The sequence below is a fragment of the Glycomyces xiaoerkulensis genome (assembly GCF_002798405.1).
Taxonomy (GTDB): Bacteria; Actinomycetota; Actinomycetes; order Mycobacteriales; family Micromonosporaceae; genus Glycomyces; species Glycomyces xiaoerkulensis.
In genome coordinates, this window is the sequence record NZ_PGGV01000014.1 from 30,152 (window position 1) to 50,334 (window position 20,183).

At 71.4% G+C, this 20,183-nt stretch carries 17 protein-coding genes; 7 read left to right on the plus strand and 10 right to left on the minus strand.

What is annotated here, in order from left to right; translation table 11 throughout:
* Positions 1-10: 10 nt before the first annotated feature.
* A complete protein-coding gene (locus CUT39_RS04265; protein ID WP_100444732.1) occupies positions 11-604 on the minus strand; it encodes a DedA family protein in 594 nt (197 codons plus the stop codon).
* 136 nt (positions 605-740) lie between these two features.
* On the opposite strand from CUT39_RS04265, the gene CUT39_RS04270 reads away from it, so the two are divergent.
* Together CUT39_RS04270 and CUT39_RS04275 are read left to right on the plus strand one after the other, a co-directional pair.
* Complete coding sequence (locus CUT39_RS04270) at positions 741-1,916, plus strand: sensor histidine kinase (protein WP_100444733.1); 1,176 nt, start codon at positions 741-743, stop codon at positions 1,914-1,916.
* Entirely contained in the window at positions 1,913-2,584 is a 672-nt protein-coding gene (locus tag CUT39_RS04275) for a response regulator (RefSeq protein ID WP_100444734.1), read from the plus strand. The genes CUT39_RS04270 and CUT39_RS04275 overlap by 4 nt, the downstream gene beginning before the upstream one ends.
* Positions 2,585-3,019: 435 nt before the next feature.
* On the opposite strand, the gene CUT39_RS04280 is transcribed toward CUT39_RS04275, so the two are convergent.
* The 5 genes from CUT39_RS04280 to CUT39_RS04300 form a co-directional block, all read right to left on the minus strand.
* Complete coding sequence (locus CUT39_RS04280; RefSeq protein ID WP_100444735.1) at positions 3,020-3,568, minus strand: hypothetical protein; 549 nt, start codon at positions 3,566-3,568, stop codon at positions 3,020-3,022.
* 422 nt (positions 3,569-3,990) lie between these two features.
* Positions 3,991-5,202: a 3'-5' exonuclease gene (locus tag CUT39_RS04285; RefSeq protein WP_100444736.1), complete on the minus strand. Its 1,212-nt coding sequence runs from the start codon at positions 5,200-5,202 to the stop codon at positions 3,991-3,993.
* 86 nt (positions 5,203-5,288) lie between these two features.
* Positions 5,289-6,107, minus strand: coding sequence for a formate dehydrogenase accessory sulfurtransferase FdhD (gene fdhD, locus CUT39_RS04290; protein WP_100444737.1), 819 nt, complete (start codon positions 6,105-6,107; stop codon positions 5,289-5,291).
* The gene (locus CUT39_RS04295) at positions 6,107-8,395 is read right to left on the minus strand and encodes an FdhF/YdeP family oxidoreductase (RefSeq protein WP_100444738.1); all 2,289 of its coding nucleotides are present in this window, start codon (positions 8,393-8,395) and stop codon (positions 6,107-6,109) included. The genes fdhD and CUT39_RS04295 overlap by 1 nt, the downstream gene beginning before the upstream one ends.
* Positions 8,392-9,555 carry a site-2 protease family protein gene (locus tag CUT39_RS04300; RefSeq protein ID WP_100444739.1) on the minus strand — a complete coding sequence of 388 codons (1,164 nt, stop codon included), beginning with the start codon at positions 9,553-9,555 and terminating at the stop codon, positions 8,392-8,394. The genes CUT39_RS04295 and CUT39_RS04300 overlap by 4 nt, the downstream gene beginning before the upstream one ends.
* 133 nt (positions 9,556-9,688) lie before the next feature.
* Between CUT39_RS04300 and CUT39_RS04305 the strand changes: the two genes are divergently transcribed.
* Positions 9,689-10,369 carry a cellulose binding domain-containing protein gene (locus tag CUT39_RS04305; protein WP_100444740.1) on the plus strand — a complete coding sequence of 227 codons (681 nt, stop codon included), beginning with the start codon at positions 9,689-9,691 and terminating at the stop codon, positions 10,367-10,369.
* Position 10,370: 1 nt separating this feature from the next.
* Here CUT39_RS04305 and CUT39_RS04310 read toward each other — a convergent pair whose 3' ends face one another.
* Positions 10,371-12,275, minus strand: coding sequence for a glycoside hydrolase family 3 protein (locus tag CUT39_RS04310; protein ID WP_100444741.1), 1,905 nt, complete (start codon positions 12,273-12,275; stop codon positions 10,371-10,373).
* Positions 12,276-12,433: 158 nt separating this feature from the next.
* On the opposite strand from CUT39_RS04310, the gene CUT39_RS04315 reads away from it, so the two are divergent.
* Positions 12,434-14,812, plus strand: a complete 2,379-nt coding sequence (locus CUT39_RS04315; protein ID WP_100444742.1) for a xyloglucanase — start codon at positions 12,434-12,436, stop codon at positions 14,810-14,812.
* A 159-nt stretch (positions 14,813-14,971) separates the two neighbouring features.
* Positions 14,972-15,634: a DUF4386 domain-containing protein gene (locus CUT39_RS04320; protein WP_100444743.1), complete on the plus strand. Its 663-nt coding sequence runs from the start codon at positions 14,972-14,974 to the stop codon at positions 15,632-15,634.
* A 24-nt stretch (positions 15,635-15,658) separates the two neighbouring features.
* On the opposite strand, the gene CUT39_RS04325 is transcribed toward CUT39_RS04320, so the two are convergent.
* Positions 15,659-16,828, minus strand: coding sequence for a MalY/PatB family protein (locus CUT39_RS04325; protein ID WP_100444834.1), 1,170 nt, complete (start codon positions 16,826-16,828; stop codon positions 15,659-15,661).
* Between the two features lie 277 nt (positions 16,829-17,105).
* On the opposite strand from CUT39_RS04325, the gene CUT39_RS04330 reads away from it, so the two are divergent.
* Both CUT39_RS04330 and CUT39_RS04335 read left to right on the plus strand, forming a co-directional pair.
* Entirely contained in the window at positions 17,106-17,933 is an 828-nt protein-coding gene (locus tag CUT39_RS04330) for an SAM-dependent methyltransferase (RefSeq protein WP_100444744.1), read from the plus strand.
* A gap of 97 nt (positions 17,934-18,030) precedes the next feature.
* Positions 18,031-18,570: a histidine phosphatase family protein gene (locus tag CUT39_RS04335; RefSeq protein ID WP_157930476.1), complete on the plus strand. Its 540-nt coding sequence runs from the start codon at positions 18,031-18,033 to the stop codon at positions 18,568-18,570.
* 1 nt (position 18,571) lies between these two features.
* Here the strand turns inward: CUT39_RS04335 and CUT39_RS04340 are convergent, their stop codons facing one another.
* Both CUT39_RS04340 and CUT39_RS04345 read right to left on the minus strand, forming a co-directional pair.
* On the minus strand, positions 18,572-19,552 hold the full coding sequence (locus CUT39_RS04340) for an aldo/keto reductase (RefSeq protein ID WP_408611105.1): 981 nt from the start codon (positions 19,550-19,552) through the stop codon (positions 18,572-18,574).
* A gap of 80 nt (positions 19,553-19,632) precedes the next feature.
* Positions 19,633-20,178: a hypothetical protein gene (locus tag CUT39_RS04345; protein ID WP_100444747.1), complete on the minus strand. Its 546-nt coding sequence runs from the start codon at positions 20,176-20,178 to the stop codon at positions 19,633-19,635.
* Between the last annotated feature and the right edge of the window lie 5 nt (positions 20,179-20,183).

Consider the following 20,183-nt stretch of genomic DNA (forward strand, 5'->3'; position numbering starts at 1 on the left):
TCGGCCAAATTCAGCTCGTCAGTCGAAATCGGCGCCCCGTCCGGCGTCGGACCAGCCGGTTGGCGAGCCCAACCGTCACGGCGAGCGCGATGGCCAGGGCGAGCACGACGACAGGGAAGTCGAACAGGCCCGCCACGCTGTGGCCGAAGACCGCGCCGACGGCGAGTAGGAGCACCGCGCGGACGGTGCTGGCTGGCGCGGTCCAGGAAACGAAGCGGCGGTACGGCACCCGCGCCAGCCCGGCTGCGAGAAACGCCGGTATCGCGGCGAGGTCCACCGCCTTGGCGCCGGCCACCACGCGCGGCAGGTCGTCGTTGATCATCGCGGTCAGTCGTTCGTGCCGGACGGCCGTCAGTCCCAGGCGGCGCAGCAGGCGGGCCACCCGGGGACGGGCGCCCAACCGGCCGAGAAGATACAGCCCGCTGTCCGCGGTCACCTCGGCGACGACGACGATCAGCATGATCGGCCAGAACACCACGAATCCGGCCCCGACCAGCGATCCCCCGAATACCGTGGCCGCCGGCCCTTCGACCAGCACCAGCAGGCCGAGTGACGCGTACAGGTGGTCGGTCACCGCGGTCCAGAGCAGCTGTGCCACATCCATGGGAGGAACCGTATGGGCGGGGCACCGGCGATGTCGTCACGCTCCGGTCCCGTTTGCCGTACCTCCGTGGTACGGACCCGGATACCTCCACGGAGCGACGCAATCCTGAGACGCCCCTGGATACAGTCGGGGCGTGATGGAAACCCGGCGGCACCAATCGCCGACCCTGCTCTGGTGGTTCGGCACCGGAACGCTGGCCACGGCCCTGCTGGTGGTCTCCTTCCCGGTCGCCGCGGCGTCCCACGATGTACCCGTTCTGGTCGCCTTCCTGGCCGCCACCGCGCAGGCCGGCTCACTTCCGCTGGCGTTGGTCCGGCCGGTGGAAGCCGTCGCCCTGCAGTTCGGCTCGGTGATCGTGTGGTCGGTGGCCGCTCCGGTCCGCCTGGGCGTGCTCTGGCCGATGTCGGTTCCGGCAACGATCGCACTCACCCTCTTCGTCGGGGTGATCGCGCTTCGTCAGTCCTGGCGTTACGCGCTGGCGGTCTGGTGGGGCAGCGTGCTGCTGCTGATCCTGCTGGCGCTCCTGGACCCGCGTGGCCGGACGATCGAGGATGCCGCGGACGTGGTGGTCGCCCATACCGTCGGATCGGTGCTGCTGGTGATCGCGGCGCTGGTTTGGCGCTACTGGGCCGGGATCCAGCGGCAACTGGCCGACGCGCGGCGGGACATCGCGGTGGAGCAAAGCGAGCGTGCTGTGGCCGAGGAACGGACCAGGATCGCCCGGGAACTCCACGACGTGGTCGCGCACAGCATATCGGTGATCCACATGCAGGCCACCTCGGCCTCGTACCGGATTGAAGACATCAATCCGGAGTCGCGGGCGGAGTTCGTGCGGATCGCGGACGGCGCCCGTTCGACGATCCGGGAGATGCGGCAGTTGCTGGCCGTGCTGCGGGACGAGAATGCTGACCCGTCGCTCGCCCCGGTACCCGGTCTGGACCGGCTGGACGACCTGGTGGAGTCGACGCGGCAGGCCGGCGTTCCGTTGCGTCTGACGCTGTCGCCGGTACCGGCCCTGCCCGGCCCGGTGAGCATGGCCGGCTTCCGGATCGTTCAGGAGGCGTTGAGCAACGTCATCCGGCACGCGCCGGGTGCCCGTACCGATGTGGTGGTGGACTGCGGGCCGGACGCGGTGGAGATCGAGGTGGTGAACGAGGCCCCGGCGGCGGACTCTATGCTGACCACGCCCGGTGGACACGGTCTGCCCGGGATGCGGGAACGGGTGCGTCTGGTGGGCGGATCATTGGAGACCGGACCGACCGACGACGGAGGTTACCGGGTGTACGCGCGGCTGCCGAGGGGTGTCGATTGATCCGGGTACTGATCGTGGACGACCAGGCGATGATCCGGGTCGGTATCCGCGCGATCCTGGAGTCCCAGGACGACATCGCCGTGGTGGGCGAGGCCGAGAACGGCCGGGCCGGGGTGGATCTGTACCAGCGGACCCGGCCGGACGTGGTGCTGATGGACGTGCGGATGCCGGTGCTGGACGGCCTGGCCGCCGCGCGGGCGCTGCTCGGGGTGGAGCGGGTCGAGGGCCACGAGCCGCGGGTGCTGATGCTGACCACGTTCGACCTGGACGACTACATCTACGAGGCGCTGCGGATCGGTGCGAGTGGCTTCCTGCTCAAGGACGGTGAGCCGGAGGATCTGGTGCACGCGGTGCGGGTGGTGGCCGCCGGTGAGGCGTTGCTGTCGCCGAGCGTCACCCGGCGACTGATCGAGACCTTCGTGGCCTCTCGACCACGACCCGCCGACGGCTCGGTGGCGTTGAACGGGCTCACCGACCGGGAGCGCGAGGTGCTGCGCCTGATCGCACAGGGCATGTCGAACGCGGAAATCTCGGCCACCCTGTTCATCGCCGAGCAGACCACGAAGACTCACGTCAGCCGGATCCTGCACAAACTTGGGCTGCGGGACAGGGTCCAGGCCGTCGTCTTCGGCTACGAGTGCGGCCTGGTCACCCCGGGCGGCGGGTGATTCGCCGTGATCCGATCTCCGATCGCCAGTCGGACCCGGCTGCCGAGCAGCGACGTCAGGCCGGGGTCGGCCGGGCCGCGCGGGTTGATCCGGGCCGCGGTCAGCCGATCGCGTGCGGTGCTGAGGTGCCGGCGCAGCAGCTCGGCTTACCTCTCCGCGTCGCCCGCTTGCATGGCGTCGACCATCTCCAGGTGCCCCCGCATCGCGGTCTCCCGGCCACCGAGCACCTCGATGTTCTCCTGTGAGTAGGGCTGGGTGAGCGCGAGCAGGCCGGTGCAGATCAGTCGGGTCGTAGAGCTTGAGGTGGAAGTCGTACCGGCCGTCGTCTAGTGTCGCGCCACCAACCGCGTCCTGACAACGGTCCTTTGGGATTCCAAGCCTTCTCGGCAGCCGCCGCTCGCCCCCGGGCCCGGGGGCGAGCGGCGGCTTGCGGACTCACTCGTATCCGAACCCGTCCAGGGCCGCGTCGTAGGCCTCCATCGCGGGCTCCACGGCCTCGCGGTCCTCGACCGCCGCGCTCATCAGCCGCTGGCCTTCGGCCAGTTGCTCGCCGATCTCCCACAGTCGCGGGCTGTCGGACTTGTACGACTCCCCGGTCTCGGGATCGAACCAGCCGATCCCGTTCAGCTCCACTTCGGATCCTTCGAGGATCCTGGCGGCGCCGAGGAATCGTTCGGTCGCTTCGTGGCGGAGCTTCCGCTCCAACTCGGGATCCTCAGCGAGCCGGGACTCGTTCAGCGTCCGGAAGGCGTCGTTCCAGCGTTCGAAGTACTCGAACTCGTCCACCGGGTTGATCCGCTCCCTCCAGTCGAACACCGGGCCGCAGGCGGGCGGGCACGGGTTCTCCAACCGGAGGTCGGGGAGTTCGATGTAGATGCAGACCTGGTGGGGTTCGAGCTGGCCGTCGTCGTTCCGCTCCCACACGATGTGGCAGACGGGGACCCGCTGTGATTCGGCCTGGGCCGGTGTGGCCGGCGCGAGCATGGTGACGCTGAGGGCAAGAGCTATCGCTAGCGTGATTCGCCTGACTCGGCGCATAGGCACTCCCTTCGAGAGGTGATTGCGGGCCCACCCAGCTTGACAGCTCACTATGGATGGATCCAGTCAGTGACGACATGCCGACAGTACGAGTTGCGCGCTGCAGCCGTTGACTTCACGCTCGCCTTCCGGATCCGCAGGCCTGACCGGTGCCTACGGGCCGATCGCTCGCGCGCGGCGGGAGGCGACGTCGACGGCGGTCTCGAGCGCTTCCCGGATCGCGTCCACTATGCGCCGCCGCGGTGGCGTACCATGCCGCGGACCCGGCCGCCTCCGGCCGGACCGGCACGCGCGGTCGGCGCCCGGAGTCGCCTTCCGGGCCGGAGGGTCGGATCTTTTGCAGCCCCGCGTCACCGGAGGGTCGCCGATCAATCGGTGAGGCGGGATAGGACGAGGTCGGTCGACTCGACTCCGATGACCGGGATGCCGTATTGGCGGGCCTTGGTGGCCTTGCCGGACATCGAGTCCGGGTCGGCGGCCACCACCAGGGCGGTCCGCTTGGTGACGCCCGCGCCCACCCGCAGTCCGGCCGATTCCAGGCGGTCGGCCCAGTACCGCTTCGATTCGGCGAAGGAGCCCGTCAGCACCACGGTGTCGCCGGCTTTCAGGGTGAACGGGGCCGGCACTCGGATCGGCCGTTCGAGGGCGGCGGCCGCTCGGAGGGCCCGGTCGGCTTCGGCGGCCGGGAGGGACAGGAGCCGGGCGACGTGCTCGAGGTCGGCGCGTTCGTCGTCGGTGACCACGCCGTCGTCGAGCGCGGCCTCGGCCAGCGCCCGGAGATACTGGCGGTGCAGGTCGATCGCGATCGGCCGGGTGATGCCGAGGTCGGCGGCGAGGTCCACGAGCTGGTCGGCCTCGCTGGCCGAGACGTGGCGGTCGATCAGGGCCCGGTCGAGCAGGGCCAGGTAGGTGTCGGCCTGGGGCGGGTCGGGGACGCGCGGGAGGTGGTCGACCAGTCGGCTGAGGAAGTCCTTGCCGTCGGCCGCTCCGGCTCCGCGGCGGACCGGGGCGGCGCGGCCGGTCGGCAGGGTCGGCCAGGGCAGGCGGGCCGACAGGTCGCGCAGGTCGTCCCAGGGCGGAATCGCGCTGGTGCTGCCGAGGTACAGCGTCAGCAGTTCGGCGGTGGCCAGGACGTCGGACATGGCCTCGTGGGGGCGGTCGTTGCGGATCCCGGCGGCGCGGCAGCAGTCGTCCAGGGCCCGTCCGGCGCCCGGCAGGAAGTGTCCGGCCCAGGACATGGTGCAGACGCCGCATTCGGAGAGGTTCGGTATCTCGTGGCCCAGGCGGCGGTACTCGTGGGTGAGCATCCGGCCGTCGAAGGCGATGTTGTGCGCGACCGGGATGCGCCCGGCGAGGCGGGCGCGTATCTCCCCGGCGATCTCGGCGAAGTCGGGTGCGCGCCGGACGTCGGCCGAGCGAATGCCGTGCAGCTCTTGCGGGCCGAGGTCCCGTCTGGGGTTGACCAGGGTCTCCCAGCGGTCGGTGAGGTTGCCGTCGCCGTCGAGGTGGGCGATGGCGATCTCGACGATTCTGTCCCTGTTGTACAGACCGGTGGTTTCCACATCGAATACCGCGTACATGACATTCCGCTTTCACTCCGAGACTGTGAGTGACACCACTTTACCGGCCGGGCCGGGGTCGGGGAACACCTCGGTCGGGGCGGCGGTCAGGCGATGCGGTCGGCGCGGGCGTAGAGGTTCACCGTGTCGCCTCGCAGGAACCCGGCGAGGGTCAGGCCGGATTCGGCCGCCAGGTCCGCGGCCAGAGAGGACGGTGCGGAGACGGCGGCCAGAGCCGGGATGCCGGCCATGACCGCCTTCTGGACCAGTTCGAACGAGGCCCGGCCGGAGACCATGAGGATCGTTTCGCGCAGCGGGAGGCGGTCGTCGCGTACGGCCGAGCCGATGAGCTTGTCGACCGCGTTGTGGCGGCCCACGTCCTCGCGGGCGGCGATCAGCCGACCGTCCGAGGTGAACAGTCCGGCGGCGTGGAGGCCGCCGGTGCGGTCGAAGACGCGTTGGGCGGCGCGGAGCCCGTCCGGGAGGGAGGTGAGGGTCTCGGGCGCGACCCGGAGGGGGTCGTCGGCGATGCTCCAGCGGGCCTTGGTGCGGACGTCGTCGAGGGATTCCTTGCCGCAGATGCCGCAGGCGGCGGTGGCGGCGAAGAGGCGTTTGGCGGTCGAGGGGGTCGCGATGCCGGGGGCGAGCCGCAGGTCGAGGAGGTTGTAGGTGTTGGCGCCGGTCTCGTCGGTCCCGGCGCAGAACCGCATCGTGGTGATGTGGGCCGATTCGGCGACCGCGCCCTCGGAGACGAGGAAGCCCGCGGCGAGGTCGAAGTCGTCGCCGGGGGTGCGCATGGTGACCAGCAGTGATTCGCCGCCGACGCGGATCTCCAGGGGCTCTTCGACCACGAGGGTGTCGGCGCGGGTGGTGCGCTCGCGGCCGTCGAGGCGCACCACTTTGCGGCGGTCGGTGACCCGTCCCATCAGCGGCCTCCGCTGTCGGGTTCGAAGCGGACGACGATCGACTTGGAGGTGGGGGTGTTGCTGGCGTCGGCCACCGAGTCGAGCGGGACCAGCACGTTCGTCTCCGGGTAGTAGGCGGCGGCGCAACCGCGGGCGGTGGGGTAGTGCACGATCCTGAAGTGCGGGGCGCGCCGCTCCTGCCCGTCCCATTCGCCGACCAGATCGCGGTAGGAGCCGTCGGGCAGGTCGAGTTCGGCGGCGTCGTCGGGGTGGACCATGACCACGCGGCGGCCGCCCCGGATGCCCCGGTAGCGGTCGTCGAGGCCGTAGACGGTGGTGTTGAACTGGTCGTGGCTGCGCAGGGTCTGCAGCAGCAGGCGGCCGGATCCGACTTCGGTGGGTGCGGCCTCGTTGACGGTGAAGTTGGCCTTGCCGGTGGCGGTGGGGAAGGCGCGCTCGTCGCGCGGGGCGTGCGGCAGGGCGAAGCCGCCGGGCCGGCGGGCGCGGGCGTTGTAGTCCTCGAATCCGGGCACGACCCGTTCGATGCGGTCGCGGATGCGGTCGTTGTCGGACGCGAGCTCCTCCCACGGCAGGTGTTCGTCCGGGCCGAACAGGCGGCGCGCCAGGCCGGAGACGATGGCGACTTCGGAGCGCATGTGCTCGCTCAGGGGCCGGACCCGGCCGCGGGTGGCGTGGACCAGGCCCATGGAGTCCTCGACGGTGGTGAACTGCTCGGTGCCGCCGCGGAAGTCGAGGTCGGTGCGGCCCAGGGCCGGGAGGATCAGGGCGCTCGCGCCGGTGACGACGTGCGAGCGGTTCGGTTTGGTGGAGATCTGGACGGTGAGGCGGCAGTTGCGCACGGCCCGTTCGGTCGCGGCGGTGTCGGGGGTGGCGGAGACGAAGTTGCCGCCCATGCCGATGAAGACCTCGACCTTGCCGTCGCGCATGGCCCGGATGGTGTCCACGGTGTCCAGTCCGGGTTCGCGGGGCGGTTCGAAGCCGAATTCGGCGCCGAGGGCGTCGAGGAAGCGCTCGGGCATCCGCTCGGAGATGCCCATGGTGCGGTCGCCTTGGACGTTGGAGTGCCCGCGCACCGGGCACACCCCGGCGCCGGGCCGGCCGATGTTGCCGCGCAGCAGCAGGAAGTCGACGATCTCGCGGATGGTCGGTACGGCGTGCTTGTGCTGGGTGAGGCCCATCGCCCAGCAGACGACGATCCTGCCGGAGCCGAGCACCAGTTCGTGGAGGCGCTCGATCTCGGCCTCGGTCAGGCCGGTGCGATCGGCGGCCTCGGCCAGGGCCGCCGCGTCGTCGCCGGCGGTGCGGTGGGCGGCGAAGGCGTCGAAGCCGTGGGTGTGGCGGTCGATGAAGTCGCGGTCGATCGCGTCGTCCCGCAGCAGCATCCGGTTGATCGCGCCGAACAGCGCGAGGTCGCCGCCGACCTTGATCTGGAGGAACAGGTCGGTCAGCTCAGTGCCGCGGCCGACCAGGCCGCGCGCGGTCTGGGGGTTCTTGAACCGCCGCATGCCGGCCTCGGGCATGGGGTTGACCGTGGCGATCCTCGCCCCGGCGCGCTTGGCTTTCTCGAGGGCGGTCAGCATGCGCGGGTGGTTGGTGCCGGGGTTCTGGCCGGCGACGATGATGAGGTCGGCCTCCCACAGGTCTTCGAGCCGGACGCTGCCCTTGCCGATCCCGATGGTCTCGCCGAGGGCCACGCCGGAGGACTCGTGGCACATGTTGGAGCAGTCGGGCAGGTTGTTGGTGCCGAACCTGCGCGCCAGGAGCTGGTAGAGGAACGCCGCTTCGTTGCCGGTGCGGCCGGAGGTGTAGAAGGCCGCCCGGTCGGGGTGGTCGAGGGCGCCCAGTTCGGAGGCGATCAGGCCGAACGCCTCGTCCCAGCCTATCGGCTCGTAGTGGTCGGCGCCTTCGGCCAGGTGCATCGGCCGGGTGATCCGGCCCTGCTGCCCGAGCCAGTAGCCGGACTTGCCGGCCAGGTCCTCGAGGCTGTGCTCGGCGAAGAACTCCGGGCCGGCGGTGCGCCGGGTGGCCTCCTCGGCGACCGCCTTCGCGCCGTTCTCGCAGAACTCGGCGGGGTGCCGGTGGTCGGGTTCGGGCCAGGCGCAGCCGGGGCAGTCGAACCCTCCGGTCTGGTTGACCGCGCGCAGCAGCGGCAGCCCGCGCCGGAGCCCGGCCTGGGCGCCGACGGTCCGCAGCGAGTTCGCTACGGCCGGCAGCCCCGCCGCGCGGCGCCCCGGCCGCGAGACCTGCGGGGAGTCCTGGTCGGGGTCGTCCTGCGGAGCTTTCGTCATTCCCCCAGTTTAGGTGCGGTGCGGCCGCTGAACGCCTCGGCTTCGACGCCGAGGCCGCGCAGGGAGACGGCGCGGCTGACGTCGCTGGGCGAGACGATGCCGACCAGGCGGCCGTCGCTGAAGACCAGGGCGCGGCCGTCGGTGCAGCCGCCCAGGCGCGGCATCAGGTCGGCGAGCGGTTCGTCCGGTTCGGTCCGGGGGACCTCGTCGGGCGGGCAGGCGACGTCGCGGAGCCTGGTGTCGGCGCGGTGGTCGGCGTCGACGCCCTTCATGCGGTTGAGCGTGATGAGCCCTTCGAGGCGGCCGGACTCGTCGAGCAGCGGGAACGCCGAGTGGCGGTGGAGGAGGGCGGTCTGCTGGAGGAACTGTTCGACGTTGGTCTCGCCGGGGGCGGTGTCGGGGTCCTGGGTCATCACGTCCCGCACGCGCAGGCCCGACAGGGCCGAGCCGACCTGCGCCTGGCGCTCCTCGGCGCCGGCCATGACGACGATGAACAGGCCCAGCAGGACCCACCACAGGCCGCTGCCGTGACCGAACAGGAACGACAGGACGCCGACCGCCAGCAGGGCGAGCCCGAAGGCCCGTCCGGCGCGCGCCGACCAGACCGCGGCGCCGGTGCGGTCGCCGCGCCAGGCCCACAGGGCCGCCCGGAGGACCCGGCCGCCGTCGAGCGGGGCGGCGGGGATGAGGTTGAACACCGCGAGGATGACGTTGATGCCGGCCAGGTAGGCCACCACCTGCAGCCACGGCGGGCCGACGCCGACCCATGCCATCAGGGAGGCGAGCAGGCCGAAGACGACCGCCGCGGCCATGCTGACGACCGGTCCGATGAAGGCGATGCGGAAGTCGGCGCCGGGGGTCGGCGATTCGCCGCGGAGCCGAGCGACCCCGCCCAGCAGCCAGAGGGTGATGTCGTCGACCTCGACGCCGTTGCGCCTGGCGACGATCGCGTGGGCGACCTCGTGCGCCAGCAGGGAGAACAGGAACAGGACGGAGGCGAGCACGCCGGCGGCGGCGTAAACGGCCCCGGGGCGGCCGGGGAAGGCGGTCGCCATGCCGGCGGACACGACGGTGACCAGCAGCGCCACCACGCCCAGCACGCTCCAGTGCAGGCCCACGGCGACGCCGGCGACGTTGCCCAGTTTCAGTGTGGCCTTCACTTTTTAAGCGTACCCGCACTATAAGGCCCTAATCCCGGACCAATCGGGGCGCATCGGCGGATCACTCCGGGTGGTCCGATCCCGGTACGCTACGGGAGGTCACGGCCGGATCGGAGCCCATAACGGAGGTGCGGTGGGGCGCCACACGAGATCGAGGGAGGCGACGGGGAGCCTGCACGGCGATTGGCTGCGGGTCCTCGGCGTGGTCTCGGTCGTCGCGGTGCTGATCGCGGTCTGGCAGTTGACCAGCCTCATGGGCGGCGAAGAGGGCGACGAGCCGTTCCCGACCGCCGACGAGCAGTCGCTGCCCGACGAACGGCCCTCCGGCGGGCGGTCCCCGACCGAACCCGGGGCCGAGGCCGAATTCGGCTCGCCGAGCTCCTCGGATTCACCGTCGCGGTCGCCGTCGCCGTCCCCTTCGGAGGAGCCGAGCACCGAGACCGAACCGACCGACGACGGCGGCGCCGGCGGCGGCGAGGAGCCCCCGCCCGAGGAGGAGGAGACGACGGCCTCTTCGGGCGTGAGCTGCGCCGCCCACCTGTGGGAGGAGGAGCGGTGGGACGGCCACGTCGAGGTCGGGGTCGCGGTCCACAACGACGGCGGCGAGGCGATCTCGGGCTGGGAGATCACCCTGGACCTCGAGGCCGACCTCTACCACTCCTGGGGCCTCGAGCACGAGGGCGGCGACCGGTACTCCAGCGTGCACTGGAACTCCGAGCCGCCGCCCGACGAGTGGACCGGCGCCGGTTTCCAGGCCGAAGTCGACCGCGGCTTCGAAGTGCCCGAGACCGCGCCGTGCAAGGCGTTCGGTTGAGTCAGGTCCCCAGGCCGAACCCGAATTCGAACAGCGGGTCGTAACCGGGGTCGCCGACGTTGAGCGGTTCGTCGTCGACCTTCCGGGGCCAGCTCACCGGGAGCGTGCCGGTGTAGGGCTCCACCCCGAACAGCGGGTCGGCCACCCCGGCCCCCTCGCTGCCGGGCAGCCAGGCGGCCACCAGGGCGTCGACCCGCTCAAGGTGGCCGTCCAGTTCGACCGGGCGGCCGGATACGACGATGACCACGCAATCCGCGGCGGCGCAGACGGAGTCGACCGCCGCGGCGTCGGCTTCGGACAGGGTCATGTCGTGGCTTCCGGCCCCGGCGTCGCCGACGCCTTCGGAGTAGGGGTCCTCGGCGACGACCACGACCCCGACGTCGGCGGCGCCGATCGGCTCGCTCGCGTCCTCGCTGAACCGGATCTCGGCGCCCGGCCCGGCGACCTCCCCGATCCCCTCGAGGATCGTGGTTCCCTCGTTCACGCCCTCGACGGTGCCCTGCCAGGCGCCGGACCAGCCGCCGAGCTGGCGGCCGAGCGCATCGGCTCCGGAGCCGGCGACGTAGACCGACTCCTCCCCGGACAGCGGCAGCAGGTCGTCCTCGTTGCGCAGCAGCACCTGCGAGGCGGCGGCCGCCTCGCGGGCGACCGCGCGGTGCTCCTCGGAGCCGACCAGGTCGGCACCCGAGGTGTCGGCGTAGGGCTCCTCGAACAGGCCGAGCGCGAACTTCTGGGTCAGGATGCGCCCGACCGCGTCGTCGACGCGGTCTTCGGAGACGTTGCCGGCCTCGACCTCTTCGAGCAGGGTGTCGATGAACTTCCGGTAGTCGAACGGGACCATGACCATGTCGATGCCGGCGTTGATCGAGGTGCGGACCGCCTCGTTGTAGTCGGGGCTGATCTGGTCGATCGCCTGCCAGTCGGACAGGACGATGCCGTCGAAGCCGAGTTCGCCCCGGAGGACGTCGGTGAGGAGGTACTCGTCGGCGTGGGCCTTGACCGGCCCGTCGCCGAGGTCGTTGCTGGAGTAGGAGACCATCACCGAGCCGACTCCCGCCTCGATCGCGTCCTCGAAGGGCGCTATGTGGAGGCGGCGCAGTTCCTCCTCGCTCAGCTCGGTGACGCCCTGGTCCAGCAGGTAGTCCTCGGTGGTCGAGCTGCCGTAGGCGGTGCCGCCGTCGCCGGCGAAGTGCTTGGCGGTGGCCAGGACGCTGGTGGCGGCCGACAGGTCCTCGCCCTGGTAGCCGTTCACCACCGTCGCCATGCTGCCGACCAGGTCGGGGTCCTCGCCGAAGGATTCGAAGGTGCGGCCCCAGCGAGAGTCGCGGGCGACGCACAGGCACGGCGAGAAGGTCCAGTGGACCCCGGCCACGCGCGTCTCGATCGCGGTGATCGCGGCGGTGCGCTCGGCCAGTCCGGGGTCGCCGGCGGCGCCGAGGCCGATGTTGTGCGGGAAGACGGTGGCGCCCGGCAGGGAGGCGTTGCCGTGCACGGCGTCGAGCCCGTACATCAGCGGGATGCGCAGCCGCGAGTCGAGCGCCCGCTCCTGGAAGCCGTCGATCATCGCCGCCCAGTCTTCGGGCGTGTCGTGGAGGGCGTCGCTGCCGCCGTTGAGGAGCGAGCCGATACCGAGGTCCCGGATGTCGTCCTCGCTGCCGCCGACCGCGTCGACCACCGCCTGGGTCATCTGGCCGGCCTTCTCCTCGATCGTCATGCGGGCCAGCAGGTCGTCGACCCGTTCGGCGATCGGCAGCGAGGGGTCGAGGTAGGCGGCCCCGGGATCGAACCGGTCGCCCGGACCGGGATCGTCCGGAACGACGACGAGCCAGACGGCCAGCGCCGCCGCCGCGGCGGCGGCGACCGCCCCGGTCCAGATCGCGGCGCGGCGGTTGAACGGTGAGGACATGTGGGGTCTCCTATCGGCTTTCGTATCCGGACAACCCCAACCTCGGTCCACCGTACCCAACCGGCCGGGCCGGATTCGCACCTATTGCGAGCAGGTGTCGCGACTGTTATGTTGGGTCATTAAACAAACTCCCTCGAACCCCTTCAAAGGAGAGCACCGTGCGACGACGCACTCTCGGCGCCTCTATCGGCGCCGCAGCGGTCGCGGCCGGCACCATGCCCGCGCCCGCCCTCGCCAAGGGCGGCAAGAAGAGCGAAGACGCCTACACCTGGAGCAACGTCACCGTCAACGGCGGCGGATTCGTGCCGGGGATCGTGTTCAACGAAACCGAGGCCGATCTCATCTACGCCCGCACCGACATCGGCGGGCTCTACCGCTGGAGCGAGGACACCCGGACCTGGAAGCCGCTGCTGGACTGGATCGGCTGGGACTCCTGGGGCCACACCGGCGTCGTCTCGGTCGCCACCGACCCGGTCGAACCGGCCCGCGTCTACGCGGCCGTCGGCACCTACACCAACGACTGGGACCCGGGCAACGGGGCCGTCCTCCACTCCGACGACTACGGCCGGACCTGGGGCGTCGCCGACCTCCCGTTCAAACAGGGCGGCAACATGCCCGGCCGCGGCATGGGCGAACGCCTCGAAATCGACCCCACCGACAACGCCACCGTCTACCTCGGCGCACCCTCCGGCCACGGGCTGTGGCGCTCGACCGACCACGGCCGCACCTGGGCCCGGGTCGAGCACTTCCCCAACCCCGGGAACTTCACGGTCGAACCCGGCGACGACTACCTCGGCGACAACCAGGGCATCACCTGGATCCGGATCGACCCGGTCGACGGAACGACCTATGTGGGCGTAGCCGACCCGGCCGACCCGCTGTACGTCTCCGAGGACCGCGGCGCGACCTGGCGGAGCGTCCCCGGCGCCGCGGCGGCGCTCGGCGAAGCCGACGGCAACGCCACCATCCCGAAACAGGCCGCGATCGACCACGAGCACGGCCACCTGTTCGTCGTCACCGGCTGGGACCCCGGCCCCTACAGCGGCGCACCGGACTCCGGCCGGGGCGGCCAGATCTGGCGGCTGTCCACCCGGACCGGCGAGTGGACCGACGTCACCCCGCCCTACAACCCGGTCGGGGCCGTCCCCGGCTTCGGGGGCCTGACGCTCGACCGCCGGAACCCCGGCACTCTCATGGCGGCCACGCTCAACAACTGGTGGCCCGACGAGGTCCTCTTCCGCTCCGACGACTCCGGTGCCACCTGGCAGACGAGCTGGGACTACGTGTGGGACGAGAACTGGTCGTGGCCGCCGGAGCGCACCGACCGGTTCGAGATGGACCACTCCGGGAGCCCGTGGCTGACCTTCGGCGCCGAGGACGACGGTCCGGCGTACGCGGTCAAGCACGGGTGGATGATCGACGCGCTGGCGATCGACCCGCACGACTCCGACCGGCTCATGTGGGGCACCGGGGCCACCATCTGGGGGACCGAGGACTTGACCCGGTGGGACGAGCAGGGCGACCTGGTCGGCTGGGACGACGAGGCCGGCCGCCAGACCGCGCTGCCGATCGAGCGGTTCACCGTCGGGGTCCGGGTCGAGGGCCTCGAGGAGACCTCCGTTCAGGACATCGCCGCGCTCGGCGGCACGCTGGTGAGCGCGGTCGGCGACCTGGGCGGCTTCGTCCACCGGGATCTGGAGGTCGCGACCATGATGATCCGCGACCCGGACTGGAGCTCGGGCCGCAGCGTCGACTTCGCCGAGCTGAACCCGGACGTCATCGTCGGCAGCGGCGACGTCGAGGGCGAGGTGGACGGCCACGTCGGCGTCTCGACCGACCGGGGCGCCACCTGGCGGACCACCGCCCGCCTCGAGGGCGTGCCCGGTGAGGGCCACGGCGGCGTCGTCGCGGTCAGCGCCGACGGCGCGGTCGTCCTCTGGTCCCCCGGCGACACCGACGTCGCCCCGGTCTACAGCACCGACCTGGGGCAGACGTGGGATCCGGTGGCCGGGCTCCCGGCCGGGGCCGTGATCCGGACCGACCGGGCCCGGCCGAACGTCGCGTACGCGTTCGCGGCGGGTGCGTTCTACCGGAGCACCGACGCGGGGGCGAGCTTCGCCGACACCGGCTCGACCGGCCTTCCCGCCTCCGGCGACGTCGACTTCCGCTGCGTCCCCGGCTACCGGCGGCACATCTGGCTCGTCGGCGGCGACGGCGCCGACTACGGTATGTGGCGCTCGAAGAACGGGGGGCGGAGCTGGAAGCGCATCCGCGAGTTCGAGGCGGCCGACGCGGTCGGCTTCGGCAAGAGCGCCAAGCCGGCGCACTACCCGGCGATCTACACCTCCGCCCGGGCCGGCGGCCGGCGCGGGATCTACCGGTCGCTGGACGGGGGCAACCACTGGGTCCGCATCAACGACGACGACCACCAGTGGGGGTGGACCGGGGCCGCCGTCACCGGCGATCCGGCGGTCTTCGGGCGGGTCTACATCGCCACCAACGGGCGGGGCCTGATCTACGGCGACATCGAGCACTGAACCGGATCGAGACGGCGGGCCGCACCGAAGTCTCGGTGCGGCCCGCCTCGCGTTCGGGGCGGTTCCCGTATCCGGGATCACGTCAACGTTGATTGACATGAGGTAAAGTCTGCTTTACATTCGAGAGGACATCCTTCCTCTCATGAAATGAGTCCGCAGATGAACACCGTCCACTCCCCCGCCCGGTCGCTGCGCCCCGCCAGCCTCACCGCCGGGATCTCCCTGCTCCTGATGGCCGTCCTGGCGATCTTCGGGAACTTCGTCGCCGTCGAATCGCTGACCACGCCGGGCGACGCCGCGCAGACGGCCGCCGACGTCACCGCCGCGGAGTCCACCTTCCGGTGGGGCGTCGCCGCCCTGGTGGCGGTGGTGATCCTCGACCTGATCGTGGCCGCCGCGCTGTTCAGGGTGTTCGCCTCGGTCGACCGGACCGTGTCGATGACGGCGGCCTGGGTCCGGGTCGCCTACTCGGCGGCGTTCCTGGTGGCGATCGGGCAACTCGCCCTGGTGCCGGAGCGGCTCGACGAGCCCGAGCGGGCACTGGCCTCGATCGAGGAGTTCGGCGCACTGTGGAACATCGGCCTGGGCGTCTTCGGGGTCCACCTGCTGCTGATCGGCTGGCTGGCCTACCGGGCGGCGTTCATGCCGAAGATCCTCGGCCTCCTGCTCGCGGTCGCCGCGGCCGGGTACCTCGTGGACGGTTTCGGCACGATCGTGGTCCGCGACTACGGGCTCGACCTGGCGATGTACACCTTCCTCGGCGAGATCGTGCTCCTGATCTGGCTCCTGGCGAAGGGCACCCGCACCACCGTCGAGGAATGATCCCGCACCCGAACGGAGGCCCGACTACTCGACGGCGGCCGCCATCCGGTCGACCGCCTCGGTGAGGATCTCCGGCGAGGTCGCCAGGTTCAATCGCACGCGGCCCGCGCCGCCGGTGCCGAAGGGCAGGCCCGAGTTCAGGGCCACGCGGCCCCGCTCCAGGAACACCGCGGCCGGGTCGGTGCCCAGGCCGAGATCCCGGCAGTCCAGCCATGCCAGGTAGGTCCCCGGGTGGGGCCGGTAGGCGACGGCCGGAAGCCGCTCGGCCAGCAGGCTCCCCAGCAGGCGGCGGTTGTCCTCGACCGCCGTCAGGAGCGCGTCCAGCCAGGCGCCGCCCTCGCGCAGCGCGGCGGTGTGCGCGATGATTCCGAAGTGCGAGGCGCCCTTGCCGACCTCCTCGGACAACCGCTCCAGGTCGGTCACCGCACCGGTGCCGGCGACGGCGACCGCGGCCTTCAGCCCGGCGAGGTTCCACGCCTTCGACGCCGACGTCACCGCCAGCGCCCGCTCACCCCCGGGCACCGTCAGGAAGGGCGCATAGGCGGTGCCGGGGGCGATCAGCGGCGCGTGGATCTCGTCGGCGACCACGCGCACGCCGTGGTTCTCGGCGAGCGCGGCGACCTCGGCCAGTTCGGCGGCCGTGTGGACGGTGCCGGTGGGGTTGTGCGGGTTGCACAGCAGGAAGGCGGTCACCTCCGGCCGAGCGAACGCCGCTTCGAGCGCGGCGAAGTCGATCCGGCCGTCAGGCCCGAGCGGGGCCTCGGCCGACCGGCGGCCGATGTGCCGGACGAAGCCGTAGAACGGCGGGTAGACCGGGCAGTTGACCGCGACCGCGTCGCCGGGCGCGGTGAGCAGCCGGAGTATTTCGGCGGTGCCGCCCATGACGTCGGGCACCGGGCGGGTCCGCTCGACCGCTAGGTCGGTCCAGTTCCAGCGTTCGGCCGCGAACGCGGACAGCGCTTCGGCGTAGCCGGTGCCGGACGGGTAGCCGGTGTCGCCGATCGCGATCGCGTCGGTCAGGGCCGCCGCGACCGGTTCGGCCAGGGGCGCGTCGATCTCGGCCACCCACAGCGGCAGCACGTCGCCGGGGTGGGCGCGCCACTTGACGCTGGTGCGCCGCCGCAGTTGGTCGAGCGTGAGGCGCCGCAGCGGGTTGTCGGGAGGGCCGGGCGGGGTACTGGTGGAGCCGAACATGACCTCCACCGTAATGAGCCGGGGGCCGGATGTCCCGGTCCTTGTCGGGCTTCCCTCGGTTCGGACGGTCCGCAGTCGGATCCGCAGTGGAATATCCTATGCGAATTGTACGCAATGTCGGATTACTTCCCCGCGATCCGCCACCGCCGGAAGACATGTGCGCGACTCGGGGGCGCATTCGCGCCAGACCGCCAGGTCGGGTGGAGTAGCCTGAAGCGGTGCCCCGCGGGGGTGGCGGGGCACCGTGCCAGGTCCCGCCCGTGCGATTGGAACGACGTTGGCTGAGGAAATCACCGAGTGGCCGCCTCCCGGTCTCGACACGACCGTCCCCTCGACCGCGCGCGTCTACGACGCCATCCTCGGCGGCCGGGACAACTTCAAGGTCGACCGCGAGGCCGCCGAGGTCTTCTCCCGCCACATCCCGCAGGCCCGGGAGTGCGCCGAGGACAACCGGACGGCGCTGGTCCGCGGCGTGGAGTACCTGGTGCGCGGGGCCGGGGTCGGCCAGTTGCTCGACGTCGGCTGCGGCCTGCCGACCGGCAAGAACACCCATGAGGCCGCCCAGGACATCGATCCCGGCGCCCGCGTGGTCTACGTGGACAAGGACCCGATGGTGCTCACCCACGGCCGGGCGCTGCTGGCCGACAACGACACCACCACGGTCGTGACCGCCGACCTGCTCGATCCCGAGGGGATCACCGACCACCCCGAGATCCGGTCCTTCCTGGACTTCGATCGCCCGATCGGGCTGATGATCATCGGAATGATCATGCAGATCCCCGATGGCCGTCGACCCGATGATCTCATCGCGAGGCTGATGGAGCCGCTGCCGTCGGGCAGCCACCTGTTCATCACCGCCTGGCCCGACACCGGCGAACCGGCGCAGCACGCGCTCTCGAAGGCCTGCGTCGAGACGCTCGGCAGCGGCTGGTGCCGCCCGGTCGACCAGATCGAGCGGCACTTCAACGGGATGGAGCTGGTGCCGCCCGGCCTGGACTACATCGCCAGGTGGTTCCCCGAGGAGCCGGACCGCCCGGTGCCGGAGGTCGAGGAGCTGCCACCGCACCAGCGGACCCAGATGGCCGCGATCGCCAGGAAGGCCTGACCGGGCCCCGCATCGGTCGGGCGCGGTCGGCGCACCCGTCGCGAGCGCGTAGGCTCTATGCCGATCCGCTGGCGAGACATAGGAAAAGAGGCCGTCCATGCCCATGCTCGAAATCCGCCGGCACAGCAAGCGCGACAGCCCCGAGGCCGTCCACCTCTCGCAGGCGGGCGTCGAGCTCGCCCGCTGGGCCGGCACCATGCTGGGCCCGTTCGAGACCGTGGCCTGCAGCGTCGCCCCGCGGACCCGCGAGACCGCCATCGCGATGGGGTTCGCCGCCGACCGCGAGCTGGCCACGCTGCCCAACATCCGGCAGTTCATGGCCGAATCGGCCGCGGCCGCCGACGACGTCGGCGCGCCGTTCACCCGCCTGGCGCGGCTGGTCGGCCGCCCGGGGCCGGTGCAGGACTACTCCAAGGCCATGGCCGCGCAGTGGCAGGACCTGATGGTGCCGCTCGGCCCGGGGGACGCCGCCCTGGTCATCGGCCACGGCGGGCACATGGAGTGCGCGCTGGTGTCGCTGTTCCCCGAGGCCGACCACGACCGGTGGGGCGCCCTGTTCGGTTATATGGAAGGCGCGCGGCTCCACTTCGACAGCGAAGCCGCGCGCTTCCACGACGTGGACATGGTCCGGATGTAGTTCAGGAGCCCAGGAGCGCCGCGACCTCCTCGACCTGGGCGGACGTGAGCGGGCCCTTCTCGAGGGCGCCGGCGTTCTCCTCGAGCTGTGCGACCGTCCGGCATCCGGGGATCGGGACGGTGCGGTCGCTGACCGCCCACAGCCAGCCCAGCGCGCCTTGCGCGAGGGTGCGGCCGTCGCTGGTGAGCACCTCGCGGACGGCCTCAAGCCGGGCGAGGTACTCGGGGGCGGGCCTGCCGTCCTCGAACAGGGTCATCCACGGCGCGTCGCTGCCGCGGACGTCGTCGCGTCCGACCCGGGTCTCGGCGTTGTACTTGCCGGTGAGGAGGCCCATTGCGAGCGGCCCTCGGTTGATGCTGGCCAGGTTGTGGCGCTCGCAGACCTCGACGACCTCGGATTTGCCGCCGTACATGACCGAGAAGTCGCTCTGGACGGCGGTGCAGTGCGCGCCGCCGGCGCCCCAGGCCTCGGCCCCCTCCGGGGAGTCGGTGCTCCAGCCGTAGGACCTGATCTTGCCCTGGTCGACCAGGTCTTCGAGGACCGGCAGCAGCTCGGCGGCCCGGTCGATCTCGAATCCGTTCAGGTGGAACTGGTAGAGGTCGATGTAGTCGGTGCCGAGCCGGCGGAGCGAGGCCTCGACCGCTTCGCGCACGTAGTCGGGGCTTTCGCCGGTGCCCACGATGTACTTGGTCTCCTCGTCGAACCGGTTGCCCCACTTCGTGGCGACCACCACCTGGTCGCGGCGGCCCGCGAGCGCTCGGCCGAGTATCCGCTCCGAGTGCCCCGCGCCGTAGACGTCGGCGGTGTCGAAGAAGTTCACGCCCATGTCGATCGCGCGGTGCACGGTCCGGATCGATTCGTCGTCGTCGACCTCGCCCCAGCCGCAGGCTCCGGTGTCGCTGAAGAACGGGCCGCCGATGGCCCAGCAGCCCATGCCGAGGCCGCTGATCCGGATGTCGCTTCTTCCCAGTGTTCGCTGCATCATGGCCTCGACGCTAGAACCTGGAGTGCACTTCAAGGCAAACCCGCAGCGTATGACGTCACCTGCCCGGTTCTTCGGGCTTATCGGGACGGCTCGATGCCGGGCGGGTCCCCCGGTCCGGGCCGCCGGGGGTCGGTCGCCGCGCCGCCGCAGACCCACACGATCCACAGGATCCCGGTCACCAGCGCCCAGATCACCGACAGCTCGATCAGGTCGTTCCCGAGGCCGCTGTCGGCGACGAACCGCCCCTGGGCGAGGATGAAACCGACCAGACCGGCGCCCCACGACCATCTCCAGAACCTCCGGTACCGCTCCGGGAGGCACATCCGCTCGAGCCAAGCGCGCCGGTCGAAAAGCCGCGCGGGGACGACGACCGCGCTGTCGGTGCGCCCCGGTCCGGCCCGATCGGCACCGTCGGCGACGAAGACGCGGTCGGCGAACCGATCCGGCAGTTGCCGCAGTCGCTTGCCGGCGGCGGTGGCGACCGCGGAGCCGACGAGCAGCACCGGCCAGGTCCCGTCCGGCGACTGCGAGGAGAACAGCACCAGCAGCGGAACCCAGACGATCCCGAAGGAGCCGAGCTGCCAGCAGAGCATCCTCACGTTCGGACGGCGGTCGGCGCGCATACCGG

What these genes read in the sequence shown, in the direction of transcription:
- CUT39_RS04265 (WP_100444732.1), bottom strand. Translation starts at nt 604, where the DNA reads ATGGATGTGGCACAGCTGCTCTGGACCGCGGTGACCGACCACCTGTAC.
- CUT39_RS04270 (WP_100444733.1), top strand. Translation starts at nt 741, where the DNA reads ATGGAAACCCGGCGGCACCAATCGCCGACCCTGCTCTGGTGGTTCGGC.
- CUT39_RS04280 (WP_100444735.1), bottom strand. Translation starts at nt 3,568, where the DNA reads ATGCTCGCGCCGGCCACACCGGCCCAGGCCGAATCACAGCGGGTCCCC.
- CUT39_RS04285 (WP_100444736.1), bottom strand. Translation starts at nt 5,202, where the DNA reads ATGTACGCGGTATTCGATGTGGAAACCACCGGTCTGTACAACAGGGAC.
- fdhD (WP_100444737.1), bottom strand. Translation starts at nt 6,107, where the DNA reads ATGGGACGGGTCACCGACCGCCGCAAAGTGGTGCGCCTCGACGGCCGC.
- CUT39_RS04295 (WP_100444738.1), bottom strand. Translation starts at nt 8,395, where the DNA reads ATGACGAAAGCTCCGCAGGACGACCCCGACCAGGACTCCCCGCAGGTC.
- CUT39_RS04310 (WP_100444741.1), bottom strand. Translation starts at nt 12,275, where the DNA reads ATGTCCTCACCGTTCAACCGCCGCGCCGCGATCTGGACCGGGGCGGTC.
- CUT39_RS04320 (WP_100444743.1), top strand. Translation starts at nt 14,972, where the DNA reads ATGAACACCGTCCACTCCCCCGCCCGGTCGCTGCGCCCCGCCAGCCTC.
- CUT39_RS04325 (WP_100444834.1), bottom strand. Translation starts at nt 16,828, where the DNA reads ATGTTCGGCTCCACCAGTACCCCGCCCGGCCCTCCCGACAACCCGCTG.
- CUT39_RS04335 (WP_157930476.1), top strand. Translation starts at nt 18,031, where the DNA reads ATGCCCATGCTCGAAATCCGCCGGCACAGCAAGCGCGACAGCCCCGAG.
- CUT39_RS04340 (WP_408611105.1), bottom strand. Translation starts at nt 19,552, where the DNA reads ATGCAGCGAACACTGGGAAGAAGCGACATCCGGATCAGCGGCCTCGGC.
- CUT39_RS04345 (WP_100444747.1), bottom strand. Translation starts at nt 20,178, where the DNA reads ATGCGCGCCGACCGCCGTCCGAACGTGAGGATGCTCTGCTGGCAGCTC.